The 20,531-nt window shown below is 75.0% G+C and carries 19 protein-coding genes; 10 read left to right on the forward strand and 9 right to left on the reverse strand.

Features of this window, described 5'->3' with window-relative positions; genetic code table 11:
• Positions 1–236, reverse strand: a 236-nt coding sequence (locus AB0P03_RS23200) for a universal stress protein (RefSeq protein ID WP_363630555.1), incomplete at its 3' end; no start/stop codon positions are given.
• 287 nt (positions 237–523) lie between these two features.
• Complete coding sequence (locus AB0P03_RS23205; RefSeq protein ID WP_363630557.1) at positions 524–2,923, reverse strand: DUF4118 domain-containing protein; 2,400 nt, start codon at positions 2,921–2,923, stop codon at positions 524–526.
• A gap of 136 nt (positions 2,924–3,059) precedes the next feature.
• Between AB0P03_RS23205 and AB0P03_RS23210 the strand changes: the two genes are divergently transcribed.
• The 4 genes from AB0P03_RS23210 to AB0P03_RS23225 all read left to right on the forward strand — a co-directional run bounded on the left by AB0P03_RS23210 (position 3,060) and on the right by AB0P03_RS23225 (position 6,267).
• Entirely contained in the window at positions 3,060–3,407 is a 348-nt protein-coding gene (locus AB0P03_RS23210) for a GntR family transcriptional regulator (RefSeq protein ID WP_363589121.1), read from the forward strand.
• The gene (locus tag AB0P03_RS23215) at positions 3,404–4,417 is read left to right on the forward strand and encodes a DUF1648 domain-containing protein (RefSeq protein WP_363630558.1); all 1,014 of its coding nucleotides are present in this window, start codon (positions 3,404–3,406) and stop codon (positions 4,415–4,417) included. Before AB0P03_RS23210 ends, AB0P03_RS23215 begins: the two co-directional genes overlap by 4 nt.
• Before the next feature lie 119 nt (positions 4,418–4,536).
• Positions 4,537–5,298 (forward strand): hypothetical protein, encoded by a 762-nt coding sequence (locus tag AB0P03_RS23220; RefSeq protein WP_363630560.1) that lies wholly within the window; start codon positions 4,537–4,539, stop codon positions 5,296–5,298.
• Between the two features lie 129 nt (positions 5,299–5,427).
• The gene (locus AB0P03_RS23225; protein ID WP_363589115.1) at positions 5,428–6,267 is read left to right on the forward strand and encodes an SAM-dependent methyltransferase; all 840 of its coding nucleotides are present in this window, start codon (positions 5,428–5,430) and stop codon (positions 6,265–6,267) included.
• An 11-nt stretch (positions 6,268–6,278) separates the two neighbouring features.
• Here AB0P03_RS23225 and AB0P03_RS23230 read toward each other — a convergent pair whose 3' ends face one another.
• Both AB0P03_RS23230 and AB0P03_RS23235 read right to left on the reverse strand, forming a co-directional pair.
• The gene (locus AB0P03_RS23230) at positions 6,279–7,019 is read right to left on the reverse strand and encodes a response regulator transcription factor (RefSeq protein WP_363630561.1); all 741 of its coding nucleotides are present in this window, start codon (positions 7,017–7,019) and stop codon (positions 6,279–6,281) included.
• Complete coding sequence (locus AB0P03_RS23235) at positions 7,016–8,230, reverse strand: histidine kinase (RefSeq protein ID WP_363630562.1); 1,215 nt, start codon at positions 8,228–8,230, stop codon at positions 7,016–7,018. Before AB0P03_RS23235 ends, AB0P03_RS23230 begins: the two co-directional genes overlap by 4 nt.
• Before the next feature lie 132 nt (positions 8,231–8,362).
• Between AB0P03_RS23235 and AB0P03_RS23240 the strand changes: the two genes are divergently transcribed.
• Positions 8,363–9,274, forward strand: coding sequence for an ATP-binding cassette domain-containing protein (locus AB0P03_RS23240; RefSeq protein WP_363630564.1), 912 nt, complete (start codon positions 8,363–8,365; stop codon positions 9,272–9,274).
• On the forward strand, positions 9,271–10,122 hold the full coding sequence (locus AB0P03_RS23245; protein WP_363589107.1) for an ABC transporter permease: 852 nt from the start codon (positions 9,271–9,273) through the stop codon (positions 10,120–10,122). The genes AB0P03_RS23240 and AB0P03_RS23245 overlap by 4 nt, the downstream gene beginning before the upstream one ends.
• 33 nt (positions 10,123–10,155) lie before the next feature.
• Here AB0P03_RS23245 and AB0P03_RS23250 read toward each other — a convergent pair whose 3' ends face one another.
• Positions 10,156–11,625 (reverse strand): MFS transporter, encoded by a 1,470-nt coding sequence (locus AB0P03_RS23250; protein ID WP_363630566.1) that lies wholly within the window; start codon positions 11,623–11,625, stop codon positions 10,156–10,158.
• 229 nt (positions 11,626–11,854) lie between these two features.
• Between AB0P03_RS23250 and AB0P03_RS23255 the strand changes: the two genes are divergently transcribed.
• Positions 11,855–13,921 (forward strand): MDR family MFS transporter, encoded by a 2,067-nt coding sequence (locus AB0P03_RS23255; RefSeq protein ID WP_363630568.1) that lies wholly within the window; start codon positions 11,855–11,857, stop codon positions 13,919–13,921.
• A 14-nt stretch (positions 13,922–13,935) separates the two neighbouring features.
• Here AB0P03_RS23255 and AB0P03_RS23260 read toward each other — a convergent pair whose 3' ends face one another.
• Together AB0P03_RS23260 and AB0P03_RS23265 are read right to left on the reverse strand one after the other, a co-directional pair.
• Positions 13,936–14,457 carry a GNAT family N-acetyltransferase gene (locus AB0P03_RS23260; RefSeq protein ID WP_363630570.1) on the reverse strand — a complete coding sequence of 174 codons (522 nt, stop codon included), beginning with the start codon at positions 14,455–14,457 and terminating at the stop codon, positions 13,936–13,938.
• Positions 14,458–14,507: 50 nt separating this feature from the next.
• Positions 14,508–15,545, reverse strand: coding sequence for an aldo/keto reductase (locus AB0P03_RS23265; RefSeq protein ID WP_363589133.1), 1,038 nt, complete (start codon positions 15,543–15,545; stop codon positions 14,508–14,510).
• A gap of 147 nt (positions 15,546–15,692) precedes the next feature.
• Between AB0P03_RS23265 and AB0P03_RS23270 the strand changes: the two genes are divergently transcribed.
• Positions 15,693–16,364 carry a TetR/AcrR family transcriptional regulator gene (locus tag AB0P03_RS23270; RefSeq protein WP_363630572.1) on the forward strand — a complete coding sequence of 224 codons (672 nt, stop codon included), beginning with the start codon at positions 15,693–15,695 and terminating at the stop codon, positions 16,362–16,364.
• A gap of 100 nt (positions 16,365–16,464) precedes the next feature.
• Here AB0P03_RS23270 and AB0P03_RS23275 read toward each other — a convergent pair whose 3' ends face one another.
• The gene (locus tag AB0P03_RS23275; protein WP_363630574.1) at positions 16,465–17,559 is read right to left on the reverse strand and encodes a TerD family protein; all 1,095 of its coding nucleotides are present in this window, start codon (positions 17,557–17,559) and stop codon (positions 16,465–16,467) included.
• 207 nt (positions 17,560–17,766) lie between these two features.
• On the opposite strand from AB0P03_RS23275, the gene AB0P03_RS23280 reads away from it, so the two are divergent.
• A complete protein-coding gene (locus AB0P03_RS23280) occupies positions 17,767–19,026 on the forward strand; it encodes a pyroglutamyl peptidase (protein ID WP_363589612.1) in 1,260 nt (419 codons plus the stop codon).
• Between the two features lie 50 nt (positions 19,027–19,076).
• Here the strand turns inward: AB0P03_RS23280 and AB0P03_RS23285 are convergent, their stop codons facing one another.
• Positions 19,077–19,577: an inorganic diphosphatase gene (locus AB0P03_RS23285; RefSeq protein ID WP_363589614.1), complete on the reverse strand. Its 501-nt coding sequence runs from the start codon at positions 19,575–19,577 to the stop codon at positions 19,077–19,079.
• A 107-nt stretch (positions 19,578–19,684) separates the two neighbouring features.
• Here AB0P03_RS23285 and AB0P03_RS23290 point away from each other — a divergent pair, with 107 nt between their 5' ends.
• Entirely contained in the window at positions 19,685–20,503 is an 819-nt protein-coding gene (locus tag AB0P03_RS23290; protein WP_363630576.1) for a hypothetical protein, read from the forward strand.
• Positions 20,504–20,531: the final 28 nt, after the last annotated feature.

Genomic DNA, 20,531 nt, shown 5'->3' on the forward strand with positions numbered 1-20,531 from the left:
CGCAGCCGCTGTTCGGCCGCCTCCCGCACCGCCGCGAGCAGCGGCGGGCACGGCGACCGGCGATACCCGAACTCACCGCCGGGCGGCTCCCAGGCGAGTACCGGGACGAGTTCGGCGCCACGGCCGCGGGCTTCCGCCACGCTGCGGTGCAGGGCGGCGAGGCTGCCGAGCGATCCGCTGACCCCGACCACTACCCTGCCGGTGCCGCTGCCCTGGTGCCGCCCGTTGCCGTGCATGGTCCGTCCTCGCGTCGTCGTTCCGGTACCCGGCGTGTCGCCCGGTGTGTCACCTGGCGCGTCACCTGGTGTGTCGTCCTCCACCCAACCGCCGCGCCGGCCGGCCGCCGCCCGTCCTTGACGCCTTCCTGACGCGCCGGGCCGCCTTCCCAACGCGCTCCATACGCCTGCCTCCCGCCGGCACCTGGTTTCACCCGTTCGGCGGACGGGAGCCGGGAGGCAGGAGACAGGAACCGGGAGGCGACGCGGTACCCCGGATACCGGATCACGGGCGATCAGCCGTAACGTCAGGCCGGGGCGCGGGCGAGGTCGAGGGTGTAGGCGGTGCCGCCGGCGGGAGACGGTTCGACGGTGAGCTCGCCGTTCATCGCCTCGACGAAGCCCCGCGCCACGGTGAGGCCGGTGCCGTCGGCGGCCGGGCCCGGGGCCCTCACCCGGAGGTGGATCCGCCCGGCCACCGCGCCCGCGTCCACCAGGGCGGGCCCGGCGGCCCCCGCCAGGACGTCCGCGAGGGCGCGTTCCAGCAGGCCGGCGTCGGCGAGCACGGGCGGCAGGCCGTCCGGGAGCGCGAGGCGCACGTCGCGCTGCTCGCCGCTCTGCTCGGCGGGCAGGGCGGCCAGCGCGGCGGCGAGCACCGGGGCCAGGGCGGTCGGCCGCAGCAGCACCGGTTGCTCGCCGGCCCGCAGCCGGTCGAGGTCCAGCAGGTCGGCGACCAGGCCTTCCATCCGCCGCACCTCGGCGGCGATCCGCCGCCCCGGCGGCCCCGGCAGGTCGGCGGCCTCGCGGCGCAGCGCGGCGAGCGGGGCGCGCAGGTCCTGTCCGACGGCCTCCAGCAGCGCGGTGTGCAGGGCGTCGGTGTGGGCGAGGGTCTCGGCGGCGGCGGCCTGGGCGGCCAGCCGTTCGCGTTCCCGGGCCAGTCGCAGCTGCGTGACGTAGGGGCCGAGCAGTCGGGTGTCCTGCTCGGTGAGCGCCGGTCCGCGCAGGGCCAGGACGGCGTCCGGGCCGAGGTCGACGGCGAGCGAGGCCTCTTCGGGGCGCTGCGGGAGGGCGGTGCCGGACGCGGCGGCGGGGCGCCACAGCCGGCCGGTGCGGACCAGGACGACGGCGCCCTCCAGGCCGAACACCTGGCGCAGGTCGGCGACCAGGTCGGGCACTGCGCGGGCGCCGGATTCGGCCGCCGCCCCGGCCAGCCGGGCCAGCACCGCCGCTTCGGCGCGGGCCCGGTCGGCCTGCTGGGAGCGGCGGGTGAGGCCGTCGATGAGGTGGGCGATGATCCCGGCGACGGCGAGGAAGAGCAGCAGCGCGGCGAGGTCGGCGCCCCGGGTGACGGCGAGGCTGTGCCAGGGCGCGGTGAAGAAGTAGTCGGCGGCGAGCGCCCCGGCGGCGGTGCTGGCGGCGGCGGGCGGCAGGCCGCCGAGCCGGGCGGTGGCGGCGACGGCCAGCAGCAGGCAGAGCAGGGCGCCGGGGAGGGCGAGCGAGTCGCGCAGCGGGGAGAGCGCCCAGGCCAGGGCGGCCGTTGCGGCCGGGCCGGCCAGCCAGGCCAGGCGCCGGCGGCGCGGCGGGACGGCGGCCGGGCGGCGGCGCCGGGGTGCGGGCGGGACGGCCAGCAGGCCGGGTTGGGGCGGGGGGACGACCCGGACGTCGATCGGGCCGGCCATCCGGATGACGCGGTTGATCACCGAGCCGGAGACCAGTTCGCGCAGGCGGCTGCGGCTGGTCGGGCCGAGCAGGATCTGGGTGGCGCTCTCGGCGTGGGCGAAGTCCACCAGGGCGCGGGCGGCGTCGTTGCCGTCGACCTCGATGTAGCCGCCGTGGAGTTCGTGCAGCAGTGCGCGCTGGCCGGCGAGGGCGGGCGGTTCGTGGACGGTGGCGCCGTCGTCGGGCCGGACGTGCACGCCGATCAGGTCGCCGTGCACCCGGGTGGCGGTGCGGGCGCCGCGGCGGATCAGGTGCTCTCCCTGCGGGGCCCCGTTGAGGGCGACGACGATGCGTTCCTTGGTCTCCCAGGGCGCCCGGATGCCGTGCCGGGCGCGGTAGTCGGCGAGTTCCTCCTCGACCCGGTCGGCCAGCCAGAGCAGGGCGAGTTCGCGCAGGGCGCCGAGGTTGCCGGCCCGGAAGTAGTGGTCGAGGGCGACGTCGATCCGGTCGGGCGGGTAGATCGCGCCCTGGGCCATCCGGGTGCGCAGGGCCTGCGGGCTGAGGTCGACGAGTTCGATCCGGTCGGCGGCGCGGACCACCTCGTCGGGGATCCGCTCGCGCTGGGCGACGCCGGTGATCTGTTCGACGACGTCGTTGAGGCTCTCCAGGTGCTGGATGTTGACGGTGGTGGCCACGTCGACGCCGGCGTCGAGGAGTTCCCGGACGTCCTGCCAGCGTTTGGGGTGGCGGCCGCCGGGGGCGTTGGTGTGGGCGAGTTCGTCGACGAGCGCGAGCTGCGGGCGGCGGGCGAGCAGGGCGTCGACGTCGAGTTCGGTGAGGGTGGTGCCGCGGTGGCCGACGGTGCGGCGGGGCAGCACGGGCAGGTCCCCGAGCTGGTGCTCGGTGCCCCGGCGGCCGTAGGTCTCGACCAGTCCGACGACGACGTCGAGGGCTTCGTCGTCGCGCAGCCGCCGGCCCTCGGCGAGCATGGCGCACGTCTTGCCGACCCCCGGCGCAGCCCCCAGGAACACCCGCAGTCGTCCGCTCACCGCCGTGCCGCCACCTCCTCGGTGTCCATGCTCCGCCGGGACGCCGGGGTGCGCGAGGGGACGGGCGCTCCGGCGGGTGCCGGGGGGCACGAGGGGACCGCCGCAAGATCCGGATGGTGCTATCGTCATTAGCACCATGTTGCTGAAGCTGGACACCGGTGACGCCCGTCCCCTGCACGAGCAGGTGGCGGGCGCGATCAGGCGGGCCGTCGCCGAGGGCGAGTGCGCCCCCGGCGACAGGCTGCCACCGGCCCGAGAGCTCTCCCGGGCACTGGGCGTGAACACCAACACCGTCCTGCGCGGGCTGCGCACGCTGCGCGACGAGGGCGTGCTGGAGTTCCGCCGGGGCCGTGGCGTCACGGTCGCCGAAGGCGCCGACGCGCGCTCCGAACTCGCCGATCGGGTAAGGCAGTTGGTCGCCGATGCCGCCCGGGCCGGCTACAGCAGGAACGATCTCGTGGACATGATCAGGGGGATGTCGTGACGGACGGGAAGCTCATAGCGAAGGAGCGCCGGGAGCCCGGGGCGGGGCGCGGCGCGCTCTGGGGCGCGGTGGCCTGGTCGGCGGGCGTCCTGGCCCTGCTGATCGCGCTGCCGTGGGCCGCGCGCCACCGGCTGCCGGACCCGCTCGCCACCCACTGGAGCGGGCAGGACCCGGACGGCTCCATGTCGTTGACGGCGTCCGCGCTGTTCCCGGCGGGGGTCTGGCTGGTGCTGGTGCTGGCCGCCGCGGCCGCCCGCCGGTTCCGGGCCGGGACGGCGGGCGGCGCCACCGGGGCGGCACTGGCGGCCGTCGGGGTGCTCCTGACGGGGGCACAGACCTCCATCGTGCACGCCAACCTGGACCGCACGCGCTGGCAGGAGGCCGCGCCGATGGGCTTCGAGGTGGTCGTCCTGGTCGTGGCGGCGGGCCTGGCCGGCCTCCTGACCTGGCTGGCCGTCCGCCCGCGCATCGACTCCCCGACCGGGGCGAGCCCGGCGGACCGGATCCCGGCGCCGGCGACCGCGCCGGGCGAGCAGCTGGTCTGGCTCTCCCAGGCCGCCAACCCGTGGCTGCAACTGGGCGCCTCCGTCCTCGCCCTGGGCGCGCTGGTCGGCGTGCTGGCCCCGGCCAGCGGGCTGATGGGGTTCAGCTGGGCGACGGTCGTGCCGTTCGTCACCACCTCCCCCATCGTCCTGTGCTCGGCCTCGGTCAAGGCCCGGGTGACCGCGCAGGGCCTGTCCGTCGGCTTCGGCCCGTTCGGCTGGCCCAGCCGGCGCTGGTCCCCCGCCGACCTCGACTCGGCCCGCGCCGAGCTGCGCACCCCCGCCCAGGCCGGTGGCTGGGGCTACCGCGTCAACGGCCTCGGCACCACCGTGATGCTGCGCCGCGGCGTCTGCCTGGTGGTCCGCACCCGGCGCGGGCGCGAGTTCGCCGTGAGCGTCGACGACGCCGAGCGCGGCGCGGCCCTGCTCAACTCCCTCATCGCCAGGTCCGCCAGTCCCACCGGCTGACCCCCGTCACGCCGCTGGGGCCCGTCTTCAAACCGCCCGTTCCGGTGGTGTGGACAGGGGCCGCACCGTGGGTACACCAGCTGACAGCTGCTCATAGTGCAGAGGGCAAGGAGGCGTCCGTGACCCACGAACGGCGGACGGCGGAAGACCCGGAGCGCGACGCGGTCGACGCCCGGGGAGGCACCAACCAGGACGAACGGACCATCACCTTCCTACGACTCGGCGTCGGACTGATCGGCATCCTGCTGCCGCTCGCACTACCCCTGGGGAACTGGCTGTTCGCCGAGCTCAGGGGCCAGAGCACGGCGGGATTCTGGCCGGCCTCGATGAGCGGCTCGTACTACACCAGCACCCGGAACCTCTTCGTGGGCGGCCTGTGCGCGCTCGGGGTGTTCCTGATCTGCTACCGCTTCGACCGCCGGGACGACCGCTGGAGCACCGCCGCCGGCGTGTTCGCGCTCGGGGTCGCCCTGTGCCCGACCGCGCCGCAGGGCGCCACCGCGTTCCAGAGCGCGGTCGGCCTGCTGCACTACGCCTTCGCCGGACTGCTGCTCTTCGTGCTGGCGATGTTCTGCGTCTACTCCTTCCGCAACCCGCGCTCCACCCAGCCGTCCTGGGTCAGCCGGGCCTACCTGGCGGCCGGGGTGCTGATCCTGGCGCTCCTGCTGCTCGCCGTCGTCGCCGGGGTGGCCGGCGTCGGCACGGACTGGGCCGTCCGCCCGCTGTACCTGTGCGAGTGGTTCTCGACCTGGGCCTTCGGTGCCGCCTGGACCGGCGCCGCGCTCGAACTCGCCGCCGCCGGTCGGTCGTACGGACACCATCCGCTCCTCCCGGGGCAGAGCGGCTCCCCGGCCACCGGCAGCCCGGCGGCCCAGCCCTAGGATGCGTCCTCAAGGGGACCTTAACCCCAAGAGATAGTCATCTTGTCGTCCCGAAACACCGTTACCATGCGCACCAAGGCCCGCCACCAGGGCGGCCGGTGACGGAACCCCAGCAACGGGAGGACGAGCATGTCGAACGAGGTCCGGGCAGGGCGCGGTCCGCAGGAGGAGTACCCGTCGGTGGATCTGCGGATGGACGTACCGCACTCGGCGCGGGTCTACGACTACCTCATCGGCGGCAAGACCAACTTCGAGGCGGACCGCGTCGCCGCGCACGCCTCGGTGCAGGCCTGGCCGTCGCTGCCGATCTCCATGCGCACCACCCGCGACTTCATGCAGCGCGCCGTCCGCCACCTCACCGAGGAGTACGGCGTCCGGCAGTTCCTGGACATCGGCACCGGCATCCCCACCTCGCCCAACGTCCACGAGATCGCCCAGTCGATCGCCCCGGACGCGCGGGTCGCCTACGTCGACAACGACCCGATCGTGCTCACCCACGCGCGGGCCCTGATGTCCAGCACGTCGCAGGGCCGCACCTGTTACGTGGACGCCGACTTCCGCGACCCGGAGTCGATCATCCAGAACCCCCGGCTGCGCGAGGTCCTCGACTTCTCCCAGCCGGTGGCGCTGTCGCTGATCGCCATCGTCCACTTCGTGCTCGACGAGGACGACCCGCAGGGCATCGTGCGCCGCTTCATGGACGCCCTGGCACCGGGCAGCTTCCTCGCCCTGACCGTGTTCACCGGGGACACCGACCCGGTGGGCGTGGGCGGCGTCGGCCGGGAGTACAACGCGCGCGGCATCCCGCTGCAGATCCGCGACCAGAAGGAGACCGCGGCCTTCTTCGACGGCTACGACCTCCTCGACCCCGGCGTCACCCTGGTCCACCACTGGCGCCCGGACGCCGGGGCCGCGCCGATCCGCGACCAGGACATCGCGATGTACGCGGGCGTGGCGATCAAGCGCTGAGCCTGCCGACGTCAGCCGGGGACGACGACCAGGCCCGCCTCGTAGGCCAGGATGACGAGGTGGACCCGGTCGCGGGCGTCGAGCTTGGCGAGCAGCCGGGTCATGTAGGTCTTCACGGTCGCGATGCTGAGGACCAGTTCGGCGGCGATCTCGGTGTTGGACAGGCCCCGGCCGACCAGGGTGAGGATCTCCCGCTCCCGGCCGGTGATCGCGCCCAGCCGCCGGGCGGCCGGTGTCGGCGCGGGGGCCTGCACCGGCGCACCGGTCGGTGACGCGGCGGTCGGTGACGCGGCGGCCGGGCCCGAAGCCGCCGCCGGGCCCGGGGCCGGCCGCTGGTCCGCGAAGGAGGAGATCAGCCGGCGGGTGACGCTCGGTGCGATCAGGGCGTCCCCGGCGGCCACCACCCGGACGGCGGCGAGGATGTCGTCCAGCGCCATGTCCTTGACCAGGAAGCCGGACGCCCCGGCGCGCAGCGCCGCGTACACGTGGTCGTCGTCGTCGAAGGTGGTGAGCACGACGACCCTGGTCGGCCCACCGCCGCCGGTGATCAGGCGGGTGGCCTCGATGCCGTCCATACCGGGCATCCGCAGGTCCATCACGACGACGTCGGGCCGCAGTTCACCGGCCAGCCGGACGGCCTCGGCACCGGTGCCGGCCTCGCCGACCACCTCGACGTCGGCGGTCTCGGTGATGACCATCTCCAGCGCGGCCCGGACCAGCGGCTGGTCGTCGACCAGCAGGACGCGGGTCATGCGGTCACCTCCCCGGGGATCGGCAGTCGGACGGCGACCCGGAAGCCGCCCTCGGGGCGCGGCCCGGCCTCGAACTCGCCGTCCAGCAGGCCGACCCGTTCGCGCAGCCCGGCCAGGCCGAAGCCCCCGCCCCGACCGGTGCCGGTGCCCCGGTCCCGGTCGGTGCCGGTGCCGCGGCCCCGGTCGGTGATCTCCACGGCCACCTCACCCGCTGTGCGGCGGTCGACCAGGACCTCGCAGGAGCGGGTGTCCGCGTGCCGCACCACGTTGGTGACGGACTCCTGGATGACGCGGAACGCCGAGAGGTCGATCTCCGGTGGCAGCGGGCCCTGTTCGCCCCGCCGCCGGACCTCGACCCGGACGCCGGCGGCGGTGGTCGCGGCGGCCAGCCGGTCGAGGTTCGCCAGACCTTGAGGGGTGGTCGCCGACGTCTCGCCGTCGGCCTGGCGCAGCGCGACGAGCATCCGGCGCAGCCCGGCCAGGGTGTCCCGGCCGGCGTTCTCGATCTCGCCGAGCGCCTGCTTGGCCCGTTCCGGGCGGGTGTCGATGACCCGGCGGGCGGCGCCGGCCTGGAGCGCGACGATGCCGATGGTGTGGGCGACGGTGTCGTGCATCTCGCGGGCGATCCGCAGCCGTTCGGCGGTGACGGCCTCGGTGGCCGCCCGGGTGCTCAACGCCCGGGCGTGCTCGCGGTTCTGCCGCATCGAGCGGCCGACCAGCCAGGCGACCAGGGCGAGCAGCGCGGCGCCGTCGGCGGAGCCGATGTGGGTGCCGGTGAAGATGCCGACGGTGTTGCCGTGCACCAGGCCGATGTGCAGCACGAGCAGGCTCATCACCAGCGCGAACGCGGTCCGCGAGCTGCGGCGCGGCCGGGTGGCGGTGATCAGGCAGAGCGCGACGTCCACGGCCAGCAGGGAGGCCGGCGGCACCTGGGTGTCGGCGGCCCAGCCGTCGGTCTCCGTGAAGGCGGCGACGAACAGCAGGGCGACCGCGAGCACCGGAAGGCGGCGCACCAGCGCGGCGCCGGCGAAGGCCACCACCGTGGTGGCCAGGGTGAAGGCCAGTCCGCCGTGGGCGGCGGCCCCGCCGTGGTACCGGGCGTTGCCGCCGAGCAGGACGGCGGGGTAGGCGGCGGCCACGCACCAGGCGAGCCCGACCCAGACCTCGGGCGGAATGCGCCGGAACAGGGGCGGAGAGGGCGTCGCAAGCATACGAAGATCGTATCGGCGGCCTGAATCGCCGTCATCGGACCGTGGTTGTACGACCGGGGGTGACAGCCGGGGCGCGCGGTGTCAGCGCCGGTCCGATGCGGCGGCCCGGCCCCGCCCGGCACCGTGGAGCCCATGATCGAAGTCACCGAGCTGACCAAGTGCTACGGCCGAACCACCGCCGTCGAACGCCTCACCTTCACCGTCCGGCCCGGCCAGGTGACCGGCTTCCTGGGCCCCAACGGCGCGGGCAAGTCCACCACCCTGCGGCTGATCCTCGGCCTCAACGACCCGACCGGCGGCACCGCCACCGTCGACGGCCGCCCGTTCCGGGCGCGGACGCGCGGCCTGCGCGACGTCGGCGCCCTGCTCGACGCGGGCGACGTCCACGGCGGGCGCACCGGCGCGGCCCACCTGCGGGCACTGGCCCGCGCCAACGCGATCCCGGCCGCGCGGGTCGAGGAGGTGCTGCACGAAGTCGGGCTCACCAAGGCCGCCGGGCGCCGGATCGGCGGCTACTCGCTGGGCATGAAGCAGCGGCTCGGCATCGCCGGCGCGCTGCTCGGCGACCCGCCGGTGCTGCTGTTCGACGAGCCGCTCAACGGCCTCGACCCGGAGGGCGTGCTGTGGGTCCGCGGCCTGTTCCGCCGCCTCGCCGAGGAGGGACGGACGGTCTTCGTCTCCAGCCACATGATGGCCGAGATGGAACACACCGCCGACCGGCTGGTGGTGATCGGCCGGGGCCGGCTGATCGCCGACGAGAGCCTGGCGGAGTTCTCCGCCCGGGCCGGCCGCACCGGCGTCACCGTCCGGGCGGCCGAACCCGACCGGCTGGCGGCCGTGTTGACCGCCGCGGGCGCCACCGTCCGCCCCGGCCCGGACGGCGCGCTCGCCGTGACCGGCCTGGACGCCACCCGGATCGGCGAACTCGCCCTGGAGCAGCGCCTGTTGCTGCACGCCCTGACCAGCCGTGCCGCCTCCCTGGAGGAGGCGTTCATGGAACTGACCGCCGACAGCGTCGACTACCAGGCCGGAGAGCCCCGATGAGCACCGCGACCACCGCCCCCCAGTCCCGCCCCCGGCCCCTCCCCCGGCCGCGCGCCCGCTTCGGCGACCTGCTCGCCGCCGAGTGGATCAAGTTCTGGTCCCTGCGTTCGACCGTCTGGGTGCTGGGCCTGAGCGCCCTGTTCGTCATCGCCGCCAACCTCAAGGCGGCCCGGTACACCTACGACCACTACACCGTCGGCGACGGCGATCCGGCGACCATGCTGCAGGTCGCGCTCGGTGACTCCTTCACCATGATCGCCGCCGACGTCGTGATGATCGTCGCGGGCAGCGTCGGCGCGCTCGTCCTGGTCGGCGAGTACGCGAGCGGGCTGATCCGCACCACGCTGGTGGCCGTCCCGGACCGCCGGGCCGTGATCGCCGCCAAGGCCTGCGTACTGACCGCTGTCATGCTCGGCTACGGCGCCGTCACCGCGGGCGTCTCCTTCGGCGCCTGCCAGGCGGTCCTCGCCGACACGCACATCGGCGTCTCCGTCACCGACCCCGCCGCGCTGCGCTTCGTCGCGGCCGCCGCCCTGTTCGCCCCGGTCTGCGCCCTCGCCGGATTCGCCCTCGGCGCGCTGATCCGGCACACCGCCGGAGCCGTGGTGGGCACCGTCCTGGTGCTGTTCTTCCTGCCGGCGTTCTTCAACGAGCGCTACCGCTGGTCGGCCGACCTCCTGCACGCCATGCCGCTCCAGGCCTGGCGCCGGCTGGCCCAGGTCGACCTGACCCACTCGCTGCCCTCGGCGCACCCGGCCACCGTCGCCGGATCCTGGGCCACGTTCGCGCTCTGGGCGCTCGCCTCGGTGGTGGTCGCCGTGGCCGTCGTCCAGCGCCGCGACCACTGACCCGCCGTCCGGCGGCGGCGCCGGGAGCGGTGCTCACCCGTCGCGGCGGCCCGCCGCCACATCCGCCAGCGCCACCAGCAGCGCCGCCAGGACCAGGCCCGCCGCGACCGTCACGCCCAGCTGGAAGGCCAGCGCCCAGTCCGGGTGCGGGCCCTGGGCGTGGGCGAAGAAGACCGAGCCGACGATGGCGATGCCGACCGCCGAGCCGACCCGCTGGGCGGTCTGCAGGACGCCGCCGGCGCTGCCCGCCCGGGCGATCGGCACCCGCTGGAGGGTCAGGGTCTGGTTCGGGGCGATCACCAGCCCGCTGCCCACCCCGGCGACCAGCAGCGGCGCCACCGTCGCCCAGCCGATCGCCGACCCCGACCACAGCTGCACCGCCAGGGCCGAGGCCAGCAGGCCGACCAGCACCAGCACCAGGCCGAGCAGCACCAGCCGGCGGCCGAGCCGGTGCACCAGCCGTCCGCCGATCGCCGCGGACACGCCCGAGCCCACCGCGAACGGCGTGACCGCCAGGCCCGCCGTCAGCGCCGAGTAGTGCAGGCCCGCTTGGAGGTAGAGCGTGAAGATGAAGAAGATCGCGGTGAACCCGGCGAAGTACACCAGCGACAGCGCCACTCCCGCCGCGTACGGGCGCACCGCGAACAGCGCCATGCTCACCAGCGGCTCCCGGCCCCGCGCGTAGTACCGCTCCCAGCCCACGAAGGCCCCCAGCAGCACCGCCGCCAGCGGCAGCAGCAGCCAGCGCGTCGAGCCGTGCCACTGCTGCGCCTGGACGAACGGCAGCAGCAGCGCGACCGTCCCGGCACCGAGCAGCAGCACCCCGACCGGGTCGAAGTCCCGGTGCCCGGCCCGCGAGGCCGCCGGCGGGGGCGGCGGGAGCAGCCGGTAGGCGATGGGCAGGGCGGCCACGCCGATCGGCAGGTTGACCAGGAACACCCAGCGCCAGCCGTTCTGCGGGCCGAACAGGTGGATCAGCAGGCCGCCCAGCAGCGGGCCGACGGCGGTGGACAGACCGATGGTGGCGCCGAGCGCGCCGAAGGCCCGGCCGCGTTCGGCCCCCTGGAACAGGACCTGGATGAAGCCGGAGACCTGCGGCACCAGCACCCCGCCGGCCGCGCCCTGGAACAGCCGGGCCAGCACCAGCCACTCCTGGTTCTGCGCCGCCCCGGCCAGCGCGCTGGCCGCGGTGAACAGGGCGAGCCCGGTGAGGAAGACGGCCCGGCGGCTGCGGGCGTCGCCGAGCCTCCCGGACGGGACCAGCACCAGGCCGAAGGCGAGCGCGTAGCCGCTGAGCACCCACTGCAGGCCGCTGTCGGACATGTGCAGCCCGGCCCGCACGGTCGGCAGGGCGACGTTGACGATGCTGACGTCCAGCAGCGTCATGAACCCGGCGACCAGGCAGACCGTCAGCGCCCGCCAGCGCCGCGCCTCGGCCCGCCGGCCCGCGGCGGAGGCGCCGGGCTGCTGTTCCGGGGTGCTGCACGGGGGTTGGGCCGTCATGGGAGCACCTTCCGGGCGTCCGGCGGTCGTCTGGCTTCGCGTCCGGCGGCCGGCCGTCGTCCGGCTTCCCGGTCCGGCTGCCCGCCCGCCGCGCGCGGCCCCCCTCCGAACGGCCATCGTGGACGGCGCGGCCCCGGAGCCGCCAGCCGGGCTGCGCCGCCCGCGCCGCCGCTCACCCGGACGGCCGAACCCGATCGCGGCCTCCCCCGGCGCCCCGGAGGCTGAGGACATGAACGCCGCCACCGAAACCCCGCCGACCGCCCCGCCGGTGCTGGACGCCCGGCAGCGCAACGTCGTCTTCGGCACCATCGTGCTCGGCATGCTGCTGGCCGCGCTCGACCAGACCATCGTCGGCACCGCGCTGCCCACCATCGTCGCGGACCTCGGCGGGGCCGCGCACATGTCGTGGGTGGTGACGGCCTACCTGCTGGCCGAGACGGTGGCCACCGTGCTGGCCGGCAAGTTCGGTGACCTGTACGGGCGCAAGCTGCTCTTCCAGATCTCGGCGGTCGTCTTCATCACCGGCTCGTTCTTCTGCGGCCTGGCGACCAACATGACGCTGCTGATCGCCTGGCGGGCGCTCCAGGGCATCGGCGCGGGCGGCCTGATGGTGACGGCCATGGCGCTGATCGCGGACGTCATCCCGCTGCGCGAGCGCGGCAAGTACCAGGGCGCGATCGGCGCGGTGTTCGGCGTGGCGACGGTGATCGGGCCGCTGCTGGGCGGGCTGTTCACCGACCACCTGTCCTGGCGCTGGGCGTTCTACGTCAACGTGCCGATCGCGATCCTGGTGGTGATCGCGGCCGCCCGGACCATCCCCTCGGTGCGCTCGGCGGTGCGCCCGGTGATCGACTACCTGGGGATCGCACTGGTCGCGATCGGCGCCAGCGCACTGATCCTGGCGACCAGTTGGGGCGGCAACGAGTACGCCTGGGGCTCCGGGGTGATCATCGCCCTGTTCGCCGGCGGCGCCGTCGCCCTCGGGCTGTTCTGCTGGGTGGAGAGCAGGGCCGTCGAACCGATGCTGCCGATGCGGCTGTTCCGGAACCCGGTGTTCGCGGTCTGCTCGGTGCTCAGCTTCATCGTCGGCTTCGCGATGCTCGGCGCGCTGACCTTCCTGCCGACCTTCCTGCAGTACGTCGACGGCGACTCGGCGACCGTCTCCGGCGTGCGGACGCTGCCGATGGTGATCGGGCTGCTGCTCGCCTCGATCGCCAGCGGCAACGCCGTCAGCAAGACCGGCAGGTACCGGGTGTTCCCGATCGTCGGCACCCTGGTGATGGCCGTCGGCCTCTACCTGCTCTCCCGGCTCGAACCCGGCACGGGCACCGCGCTCGCCTCCCTCTACATGTTCGTGCTCGGCGTCGGCATCGGGCTGAGCATGCAGGTGCTCACCATCGCCGTGCAGAACACCGTCGACTACGCGGACCTCGGCACCGCCACCTCCGGGGTGACCTTCTTCCGCACCATCGGCAGCTCCTTCGGCACCGCCGTGTTCGGCACCATCTACGCCAACAGCCTCAAGACCGAACTCGCCCAGGGCGTGGCCTCCTCGGCCCGCCTCACCGGCGCGGACCCGGCGCTGCTCACCCGGGCCGCCGAGAGCCCGCAGGGCCTGCACCGGCTGCCCGCCGCGCAGGCGGCCCCGATCGTCCAGGCCTACTCCGACGCCCTGCACACCGTGTTCCTGTGGACGGTGCCGGTCGCCCTGGTCGGGTTCGTGGTCGCGCTCTTCCTCAAGCAGGTGCAGCTGCGGGACACCGCCCGGGCCGGCTCCACCGACATGGGCGAGGGCTTCGCCCAGCCGACCACCAGCGACTCCGACCCGCACCTGGAGTACGCCGTCGGCAAGCTCGTGCGCGGCGTGGACCTCGACACCGTCCGCTCGATCGTCGACGACGCCGACACCCGGGTCGACCTGGCCGGGGCCTGGGCGCTGATGGAGGTCGCCGGCCACACCAAGGCCGTCGGCCAGGCCTCCCTGGACCTCATCGCCGCCCGCAAGCGGGTGCCGCCCGAGGTCCTGGAGCCGGTCTTCGACCGGATGGCCGCCGAGGGCTACCTCACCCGCGACGGCGACCGACTCTCCCCCACCGAGACCGGCTCCCAGGAGGTTCGCGTCCTCGCCCAGGCCTGGTCGGACTGGCTCAACGCCCGGCTGGACGCCGACGCCGGCCGCCCGCGCAGCCCCCAGCTGCGCACCGCGGCGACCGCCATCGCCTGGCGCCTGATGGTCGAGGACCTCGCCAACGGCCTTCCGGCCCACGCGCGTTCGAAGGACGCGGCGCGAACCTAGGCCGCCGCCAGGACCTAGGGCTTCCTCGCCAGGATCAGTTCGCGCCGCACGCCGTCGGCCATCAGGTCGCCGGGCTCGTCGGTCTCGGCGAACCCGTTGCGGTGGTAGAGGGCGATGGCCGCGTCGTTGTCGGGGTTCACCGCCAGCTTGAGGGTGGTGAACCCCTGCTCGGCGGCCCAGCGGGCGATCGCGCCGATCAGCCGGTCCCCCACGCCCCGGCCGCGCGCCGCCGGGCCGACCCACAGGGAGATCAGCTCGGCGACCGCCCCGCCCTCGTCGGCCGGGACTCCGCTGGCCATCGCGACCGGGCGGCCGTCCAGCACCGCGACCAGGTCGAGGGCGCCGGGGATCTCCAGGCGGGAGCGCCAGCGGGCCTCGTGGTCGCCGGCGCCCTGCCAGTCCGCCAGGGTGGAGCCGAAGGCGTACGGCGCCTCGGTCAGCGCGGCCAGGCGCAGCTCGCGCCAGAGCACCCAGTCGTCGGAGCCGAGCCGGCGCAGTTCGGGTTCGTGCAGTTCGGGTTCGTGCAGTTCGGACATGGTGCGGACCTTGCCGCAGGCCGGGCGGCACGGCAAGCGGATTACCCGGTTCAGCCCACGAGCGGCGGGTTGAGGCGGGCGAAGGCCTCCTGCCGGCGGTAGGGGAAGTACGGATACGGCGCGGTGCGGGCGCTGGCCGCGTCGAGCCGGGCGACCTGCTCGTCGGTCAGCGACCAGCCGACCGCGCCGAGGTTCTGCCGCAGCTGCTCCTCGTTGCGGGCGCCGATGATGACCGAGGAGACGGTCGGGCGGCGCAGCAGCCAGTTGATGGCGATCTGCGGGACGGTGCGGCCGGTCTCGGCGGCGATCCCGTCGAGCGCGTCGACCACCCGGTACAGCAGTTCGTCCTCGACCGGCGGGCCGTAGTCGGCGGTGTCGTGCAGCCGGCTGTCGGCCGGGAGCGGCCGGCCGCGCCGGATCCGGCCGGTGAGGCGGCCCCAGCCGAGCGGGCTCCACACCAGGGCGCCGACGCCCTCCTCCTGGGCGAGCGGCATCAGCTCCCACTCGTAGTCGCGGCCGACCAGCGAGTAGTAGACCTGGTGGGCGGCGTAGCGGGGGCGGCCGTAGCGCTCGGCGACGGCGAGGGACTTCATCAGCTGCCAGCCGGAGAAGTTGGAGACGCCGGTGTAGCGGAGCTTGCCGGCCCGGACGAGGTCGTCGAGGGTGGCCAGCACCTCCTCGATCGGGGTGCCGGCGTCGTAGGCGTGCAGTTGGAAGAGGTCGAGGTAGTCGGTGCCGAGGCGGCGCAGCGCGTCGTCCACGGCCTTGGTGAGGCGGGCCCGGGAGGTGCCGGCGTCCTGCGGGCCGTCGCCGGTCGGCAGGCCGGCCTTGGTGGAGACGAGCACCTGGTCGCGGCGGCCGCGGATGGCCTGGCCGAGGACCTCTTCGGAGGCGCCGTCGGAGTAGACGTCGGCGGTGTCGAAGAGGGTGACTCCGGCGTCGATGGCGATGTCGAGCAGGCGGCGGGCCTCCTGGACGTCGGTGGTGCCCCAGGCGCCGAACAGCGGTCCACGGCCGCCGAAGGTGCCGGTGCCGAGGCTGAGCGCGGGGACCTTGAGGCCGGACGAGCCGAGTCGGCGGTATTCCATGGCGGTTGCCGTGCTGGTTGTCGTGCTGGTTGTCGTGCTGCTTTCCATGGCAGTTCTCCCCTCGGAGCCCTTAACGGGACTCCCATTCCGTTAGGATGGTTCGACCTTAGCAGGGCCCATCGACCTAATGGAACAGGAATCCCGTTAATGACTGCCGAGCCCTCCGCACCGGACGCACCGGACGCACCGGACACTCCGGACGCGCCGGAGACCCCCACGCCCGGGACGCGGCGCCCCGGCGGCCGCACCGCCCGGGTCCGCACCGCCGTCCTGCGGGCCGCCGAGGACGCCCTGGTCGAGCGCGGCTTCAGCGGGCTCGACCTCGGCGACGTCGCCCAGCGGGCCGAGGTCGGCCGGACCACCGTCTACCGGCGCTGGGGCACCACCAGCGCGCTGGTCGCCGACCTGCTCGCGGACATGGCCGAGCAGTCACTGCCGCGCACCCGCAGCGGCTCCCTCGCCGAGGACCTGCGGGCCAACGCCCGGCTGGTCCAGCGCACGCTGGCCGACCCCCGGCAGGGAGCGCTGTTCCGTGCGGTGATCGTCGCCGCCACCTGCGACCCTGACGCCGCCGAGGCGCTGCGGCACTTCTACCTGCGCCGGGTCGAGGAGTGGGCGCCGTGCGTCGCCGAGGCCGTCGAACGCGGCGAACTCCCGCCGGACACCGACGCGTTCGAGGTGGTCCGGGCCGTCTCCGCGCCGCTCTACTACCGGATGCTCACCACCGCCGAGCCGCTCGACGAGGCCGCCGCCGACCGCGCCGCGGCCGCCGCCGAGGCGGCCGCCCAGGCGGGGGCGCACCGGCGGGAGAGCGTCTGACGGCGCCCGAGAACGTCCGGGAACGCCGCCGGCCGCGCAGTTCGTCGAACTGCGCGGCCGGCGGGAGGGCGGGCGGTCCGGGGGCGACCCGGGGAGCGGCCTAGAAGAAGCTGTCGTCGTCGCCCTCGTAGTAGTTGTTCACAACCACCTCGGGCGTGTCGTCGCTGAACGCCTCGTTGAGCAGCGCGCCGCCGACCAGGCCGGCCGCGCCCGCGCCGATCAGCGCGCCGGTGCCGAAGCGGCGCCCGCCCTGGCCCGGCTGGCCCTGAGCGGGCTGGCCCTGGACCGGCTGCGGGTAGCCCTGCTGGACCGGCTGCGGGTAGCCCTGCTGCGGGGTGTAGAACGGCGGCACGGTGGTCTGCACCCGCTGGGCGCAGGCGGCGCAGGTCTCGATCTGGCGCGGCACGCCCCACTGCGGCGACCACAGCACCGCCGTCGAGCCGAGGCCGTGCGAGGGGTCGAAGAAACACGTCACGGGGGAACTCCCTGGTCCTGGCTGGGTCATCGGGACAGCGGGCGCCACGGCGGGCACGGCGGGCACGGCGGGCACGGCAGGCACGGCGGGCGCCATGGCCGGCACGGCGGGCACGACCGGAGCCGGCGGAGGCGCGGCGGGCGCGGGGGCGGCGGGCGCCGGTTGCAGGACATCCACCCCGAAGTCGGCGGCGATGCCCGCGAGCCCCGACGCGTACCCCTGCCCGACGGCCCGGAACTTCCAGTCCGCACCGTGCCGGTACAGCTCGCCGAACACCATCGCCGTCTCGCTGCCCGCCTCGGCCGCCACGTCGTAGCGGGCCGTCTCGGCGCCGCCCTCCGGGTCGGTGAGCCGGATGTACGCGCCGCGGACCTGGCCGAAGCTCTGGCGCCGCTGCACCGCGTCGTAGACCGCGACCGCGAAGACGATCTTCTCCACCCCGGCCGGGACGTCCGCGAGCCGGACGTCGATCCGCTCCTGGTCGTCGCCGCCACCGGCGCCGCCCTGGTGGCGGACCGAACCGTCCGGGCTCTGCAGGTTGTTGAAGAAGACGAAGTGCTGGTCCGAGACGACCTTCCCGGAGGCGTCACAGAGCAGGGCGCTGGCGTCCAGGTCGTACCCGGCGCCGGCCGTCCAGCCGAGGCCGACCCGTACGACCCGCAGCCCGGGGGCCTGCTTGCCCAGGGAGACGTTGCCGCCCTTCGTCAGGGCCACACTCATGGGACTCCTCCGCAACCGTTCGAATTACCGCTGTTTCCGCTGTTCGACCACGACAACGCTGTAGAGCTCGCGCCGGTTCCCGACTTCCCGTCAGTACTGGACGGGACGTTCCAGCAGGCCACAGGCCCGCGGCGCGGCCTTGCCGGCCGGGGCGCTCGGGCGGGGTGCCCTGGCGGGGTGTCGGCTCCCGACCTATTGTCAGGTGACATGACACGCCTTCGTCGCGCCGCCACCCTGGCCGCCGCCCTCACCGGCACCCTCGCCGCCCTGCTCGCCCCGGCCGCCGCCCAGGCCGGCCCGGCCGCCTGCCAGGTCGTCGGCACCGCCGCGGTGGACACCGAACAGGCCCGGCTCCAGGACCAGCGGACGACCGCCTTCACCGAGCGCTCCGGCCTGCGCGACCTGCTCCGGGGCTTCCCCGCCGCCCTGTGCGCCGCCCGGAACACCCGGCAGGCGGAACGGGTGGCGGGCGCCTGGGGCCGGGCGCTCTGGCAGGCCGGGGTGGACCGGGCCCAGGGCCGGCGGCCCAGCGGCGAACTCCCCGCCCGCGACGACCGCCCGCTGTACTGGACCAGGCTCGCGATGACCGTCCAACTGGCCCGCTGGCAGCCCGGGTTCGACGTCGACCCGGCCGACCTCCGGGCCCGCTTCGAGGACGCCTCCCGGGGCCTCGACGACGGCTTCACCGCCGCCCCCGGCGTCCGGCGGATCTTCGTCAGCGGCTTCGACCCGTACGGCCTCGACACCGAGCCGCGCCGCGCCAACCCCTCCGGCGCGGCCGTGCTGCAACTGCACGGACGGCGGATCACCCTCGCCGACGGCAGCCCCGCCGAAGTCCGGGCCGTCCTGCTGCCGGTCCGCTACGGCGACTTCGACGACGGCGTCGTCGAGCGCGCCTTCGGCCCGCACCTCACCCCCGGCCCGCAGGCCGCCGACCTGATCACCAGCATCAGCCAGGGCTACCCGGGCCTGTTCACCCTGGAGGCCTGGGCCGGGCGGGCCCGCTCCGCCGATCCCGCCACCGACAACACCGGCACCCTCTCCGGCGGCACCCGGCAGCACCCGGTCACCGCCCCGGGCCTGGACGACGGCCCGGAGTTCATCCGCACCACCCTGCCCACCGACGCCATGACGGCCGTCCAGCAGCCCTACCCCGTCCGCCTCAACACCACCGTCACCGAGATCCCCGAGGGCGGCGTCGACCCCGTCGACCGCGCGGACGGCCCCACCCCCGGCTCCCGCGCCGTCGCCGGTGGCGGCGGCGGGTACCTCTCCAACGAGGTCGCCTACCGCTCCAACCGCCTGCGCCTCGACCTCGCCCCCGACCTCCCCGGCGGCCACCTGCACACCCCCGTGCTCACCGGCCTGCCCGCCCAGCAGGACCGCCTCACCGCCCCGGAGTTCGAGCAGAACGAGGCCGCCATCGCCGACCAGGTCCGCGAGATCCTGCGCCACGCCCGGTTCTGAGCCCCGGTGCCGCGCCCGGTTCTTGAGCCCCGGGCGCGCGGCGGGGACGGCTACACCGGCCGGGCGAAGCGCGTCCCCGCCGCGCGCGCCCGGGACTCGGCGATCTGCGCGTACGCGGCCTCCCGGTCCGCCCAGTGCGAGCCCTCGACCGACTTGCCGCGCTCCAGGTCCTTGTAGACCTGGAAGAAGTGGGTGATCTCCAGCAGGTCGAACTCGCGCAGGTCGCCGATGTCGCGCAGGTCGCCGTAGCGCGGGTCGTGGGCGGGGACGCACAGCACCTTCTGGTCCGGCCCGCGTTCGTCCCGCATCACCCACATGCCGACCGCCCGGCAGGTGATCACGCACCCCGGCACGGCCGGTTCGCCGCCGAGCACCAGCGCATCCAGCGGCTCCGCGTCGCCGCCGAGGGTGCCTTCGACGTAGCCGTAGTCCGCGGGGTAGCGGGTGGCGGTGAACAGGGTGCGGTCGAGGCGGATCCGGCCCGCCGCGAAGTCCATCACGTACTTGTTCCGCGACCCCTGCGGGGTCTCGATCAACACCTCGAACTCCACCGCCGCCTCCTCCTCTGCGCCTGGGGAGATTGTCCGCCGTCCCGGCCGTCCGGGCACCCTCCGCAAACGCCCTCCACGGCCCGCTGGGGTCCGTTAGCATCCGGATCATGGGGAGTTGGCGTGTCACCGTCCAGGACCACCACCGCCGCAGCGGCGGGCGGCCACAGGGGCGCCCGCAGGGGCCGCTGGCCCGCCACGGCGGCCTGGCGCTGTACGGCCGGGACGGCGAGATCAGCTGTGTCGACACCGAGGGCCTGGTCCGCTGGCGCCGCCCCTGCGCGGGGCGCCCGAACGCAGCCCACCTCTCCGGCGGCCGGGCGCTGGTCACCACCGACTCCTTCGAGTACACCGCCTGGGGCCACCTCGGCCCGGCCCTGCTGCTGGACCTCGACGACGGCGCCCTGGTCTCCGAACTGCGCGGCGAGCGCGGCACGGCCCTGGGCGGCGGCCGCTTCGTGCTCGGCCTGGAGGGCTACGGCGCCTTCGACACCTGGGCCTACGACCGGGACGCCACCCTGGTCGACTCCTGGCGCAGCTACGGCCACTACGTGGTCGGCGGCGGCCTGCGCGTCGTCGAGACCGACCGCCGCCGGCCGACCGGGAGCCGGGTGGTGCGGCTGCTGCCCGGCGGGGGGATCGAGAACGGCCCGCTGCTCGCCGACCCGCAGGCCCCCGCGCCGGTGGTGCTGGCCGACGGCACCGTCCTGGTGCTGGACGCGGGGGTGCTGCGCGCCGTCGGGCGCGACCTCGGCGCCACCGTGCTCGCCGAGTTGCTCCCACTGTCCGGCGACGACCTGCGCCGGTTCACCGGCACGCTGCGCCGCACGGCCGACGGCCTGACCGTGACGCTCGTGGAGCGCCACCCGACCCGGATGGGCGGCTACACCACCCACCGCTGGGCCCTCGGGCTGGAGTCGCCGAACTAGGCCGTGTCCGGCCGGGCGAACTGCTCTC

The organism is Kitasatospora sp. NPDC088779 (genome assembly GCF_040685395.1).
Lineage (GTDB): Bacteria > Actinomycetota > Actinomycetes > Streptomycetales > Streptomycetaceae > Kitasatospora.

Excerpts from the sequence above, each read along its gene's own strand:
- AB0P03_RS23230 (WP_363630561.1), bottom strand. The coding sequence starts at position 7,019 with ATGACCCGCGTCCTGCTGGTCGACGACCAGCCGCTGGTCCGGGCCGCG.
- AB0P03_RS23240 (WP_363630564.1), top strand. The coding sequence starts at position 8,363 with ATGATCGAAGTCACCGAGCTGACCAAGTGCTACGGCCGAACCACCGCC.
- AB0P03_RS23255 (WP_363630568.1), top strand. The coding sequence starts at position 11,855 with ATGAACGCCGCCACCGAAACCCCGCCGACCGCCCCGCCGGTGCTGGAC.
- AB0P03_RS23280 (WP_363589612.1), top strand. The coding sequence starts at position 17,767 with ATGACACGCCTTCGTCGCGCCGCCACCCTGGCCGCCGCCCTCACCGGC.
- AB0P03_RS23245 (WP_363589107.1), top strand. The coding sequence starts at position 9,271 with ATGAGCACCGCGACCACCGCCCCCCAGTCCCGCCCCCGGCCCCTCCCC.
- AB0P03_RS23270 (WP_363630572.1), top strand. The coding sequence starts at position 15,693 with ATGACTGCCGAGCCCTCCGCACCGGACGCACCGGACGCACCGGACACT.
- AB0P03_RS23235 (WP_363630562.1), bottom strand. The coding sequence starts at position 8,230 with ATGCTTGCGACGCCCTCTCCGCCCCTGTTCCGGCGCATTCCGCCCGAG.
- AB0P03_RS23250 (WP_363630566.1), bottom strand. The coding sequence starts at position 11,625 with ATGACGGCCCAACCCCCGTGCAGCACCCCGGAACAGCAGCCCGGCGCC.
- AB0P03_RS23265 (WP_363589133.1), bottom strand. The coding sequence starts at position 15,545 with ATGGAATACCGCCGACTCGGCTCGTCCGGCCTCAAGGTCCCCGCGCTC.
- AB0P03_RS23275 (WP_363630574.1), bottom strand. The coding sequence starts at position 17,559 with ATGAGTGTGGCCCTGACGAAGGGCGGCAACGTCTCCCTGGGCAAGCAG.
- AB0P03_RS23210 (WP_363589121.1), top strand. The coding sequence starts at position 3,060 with ATGTTGCTGAAGCTGGACACCGGTGACGCCCGTCCCCTGCACGAGCAG.
- AB0P03_RS23290 (WP_363630576.1), top strand. The coding sequence starts at position 19,685 with ATGGGGAGTTGGCGTGTCACCGTCCAGGACCACCACCGCCGCAGCGGC.
- AB0P03_RS23225 (WP_363589115.1), top strand. The coding sequence starts at position 5,428 with ATGTCGAACGAGGTCCGGGCAGGGCGCGGTCCGCAGGAGGAGTACCCG.
- AB0P03_RS23260 (WP_363630570.1), bottom strand. The coding sequence starts at position 14,457 with ATGTCCGAACTGCACGAACCCGAACTGCACGAACCCGAACTGCGCCGG.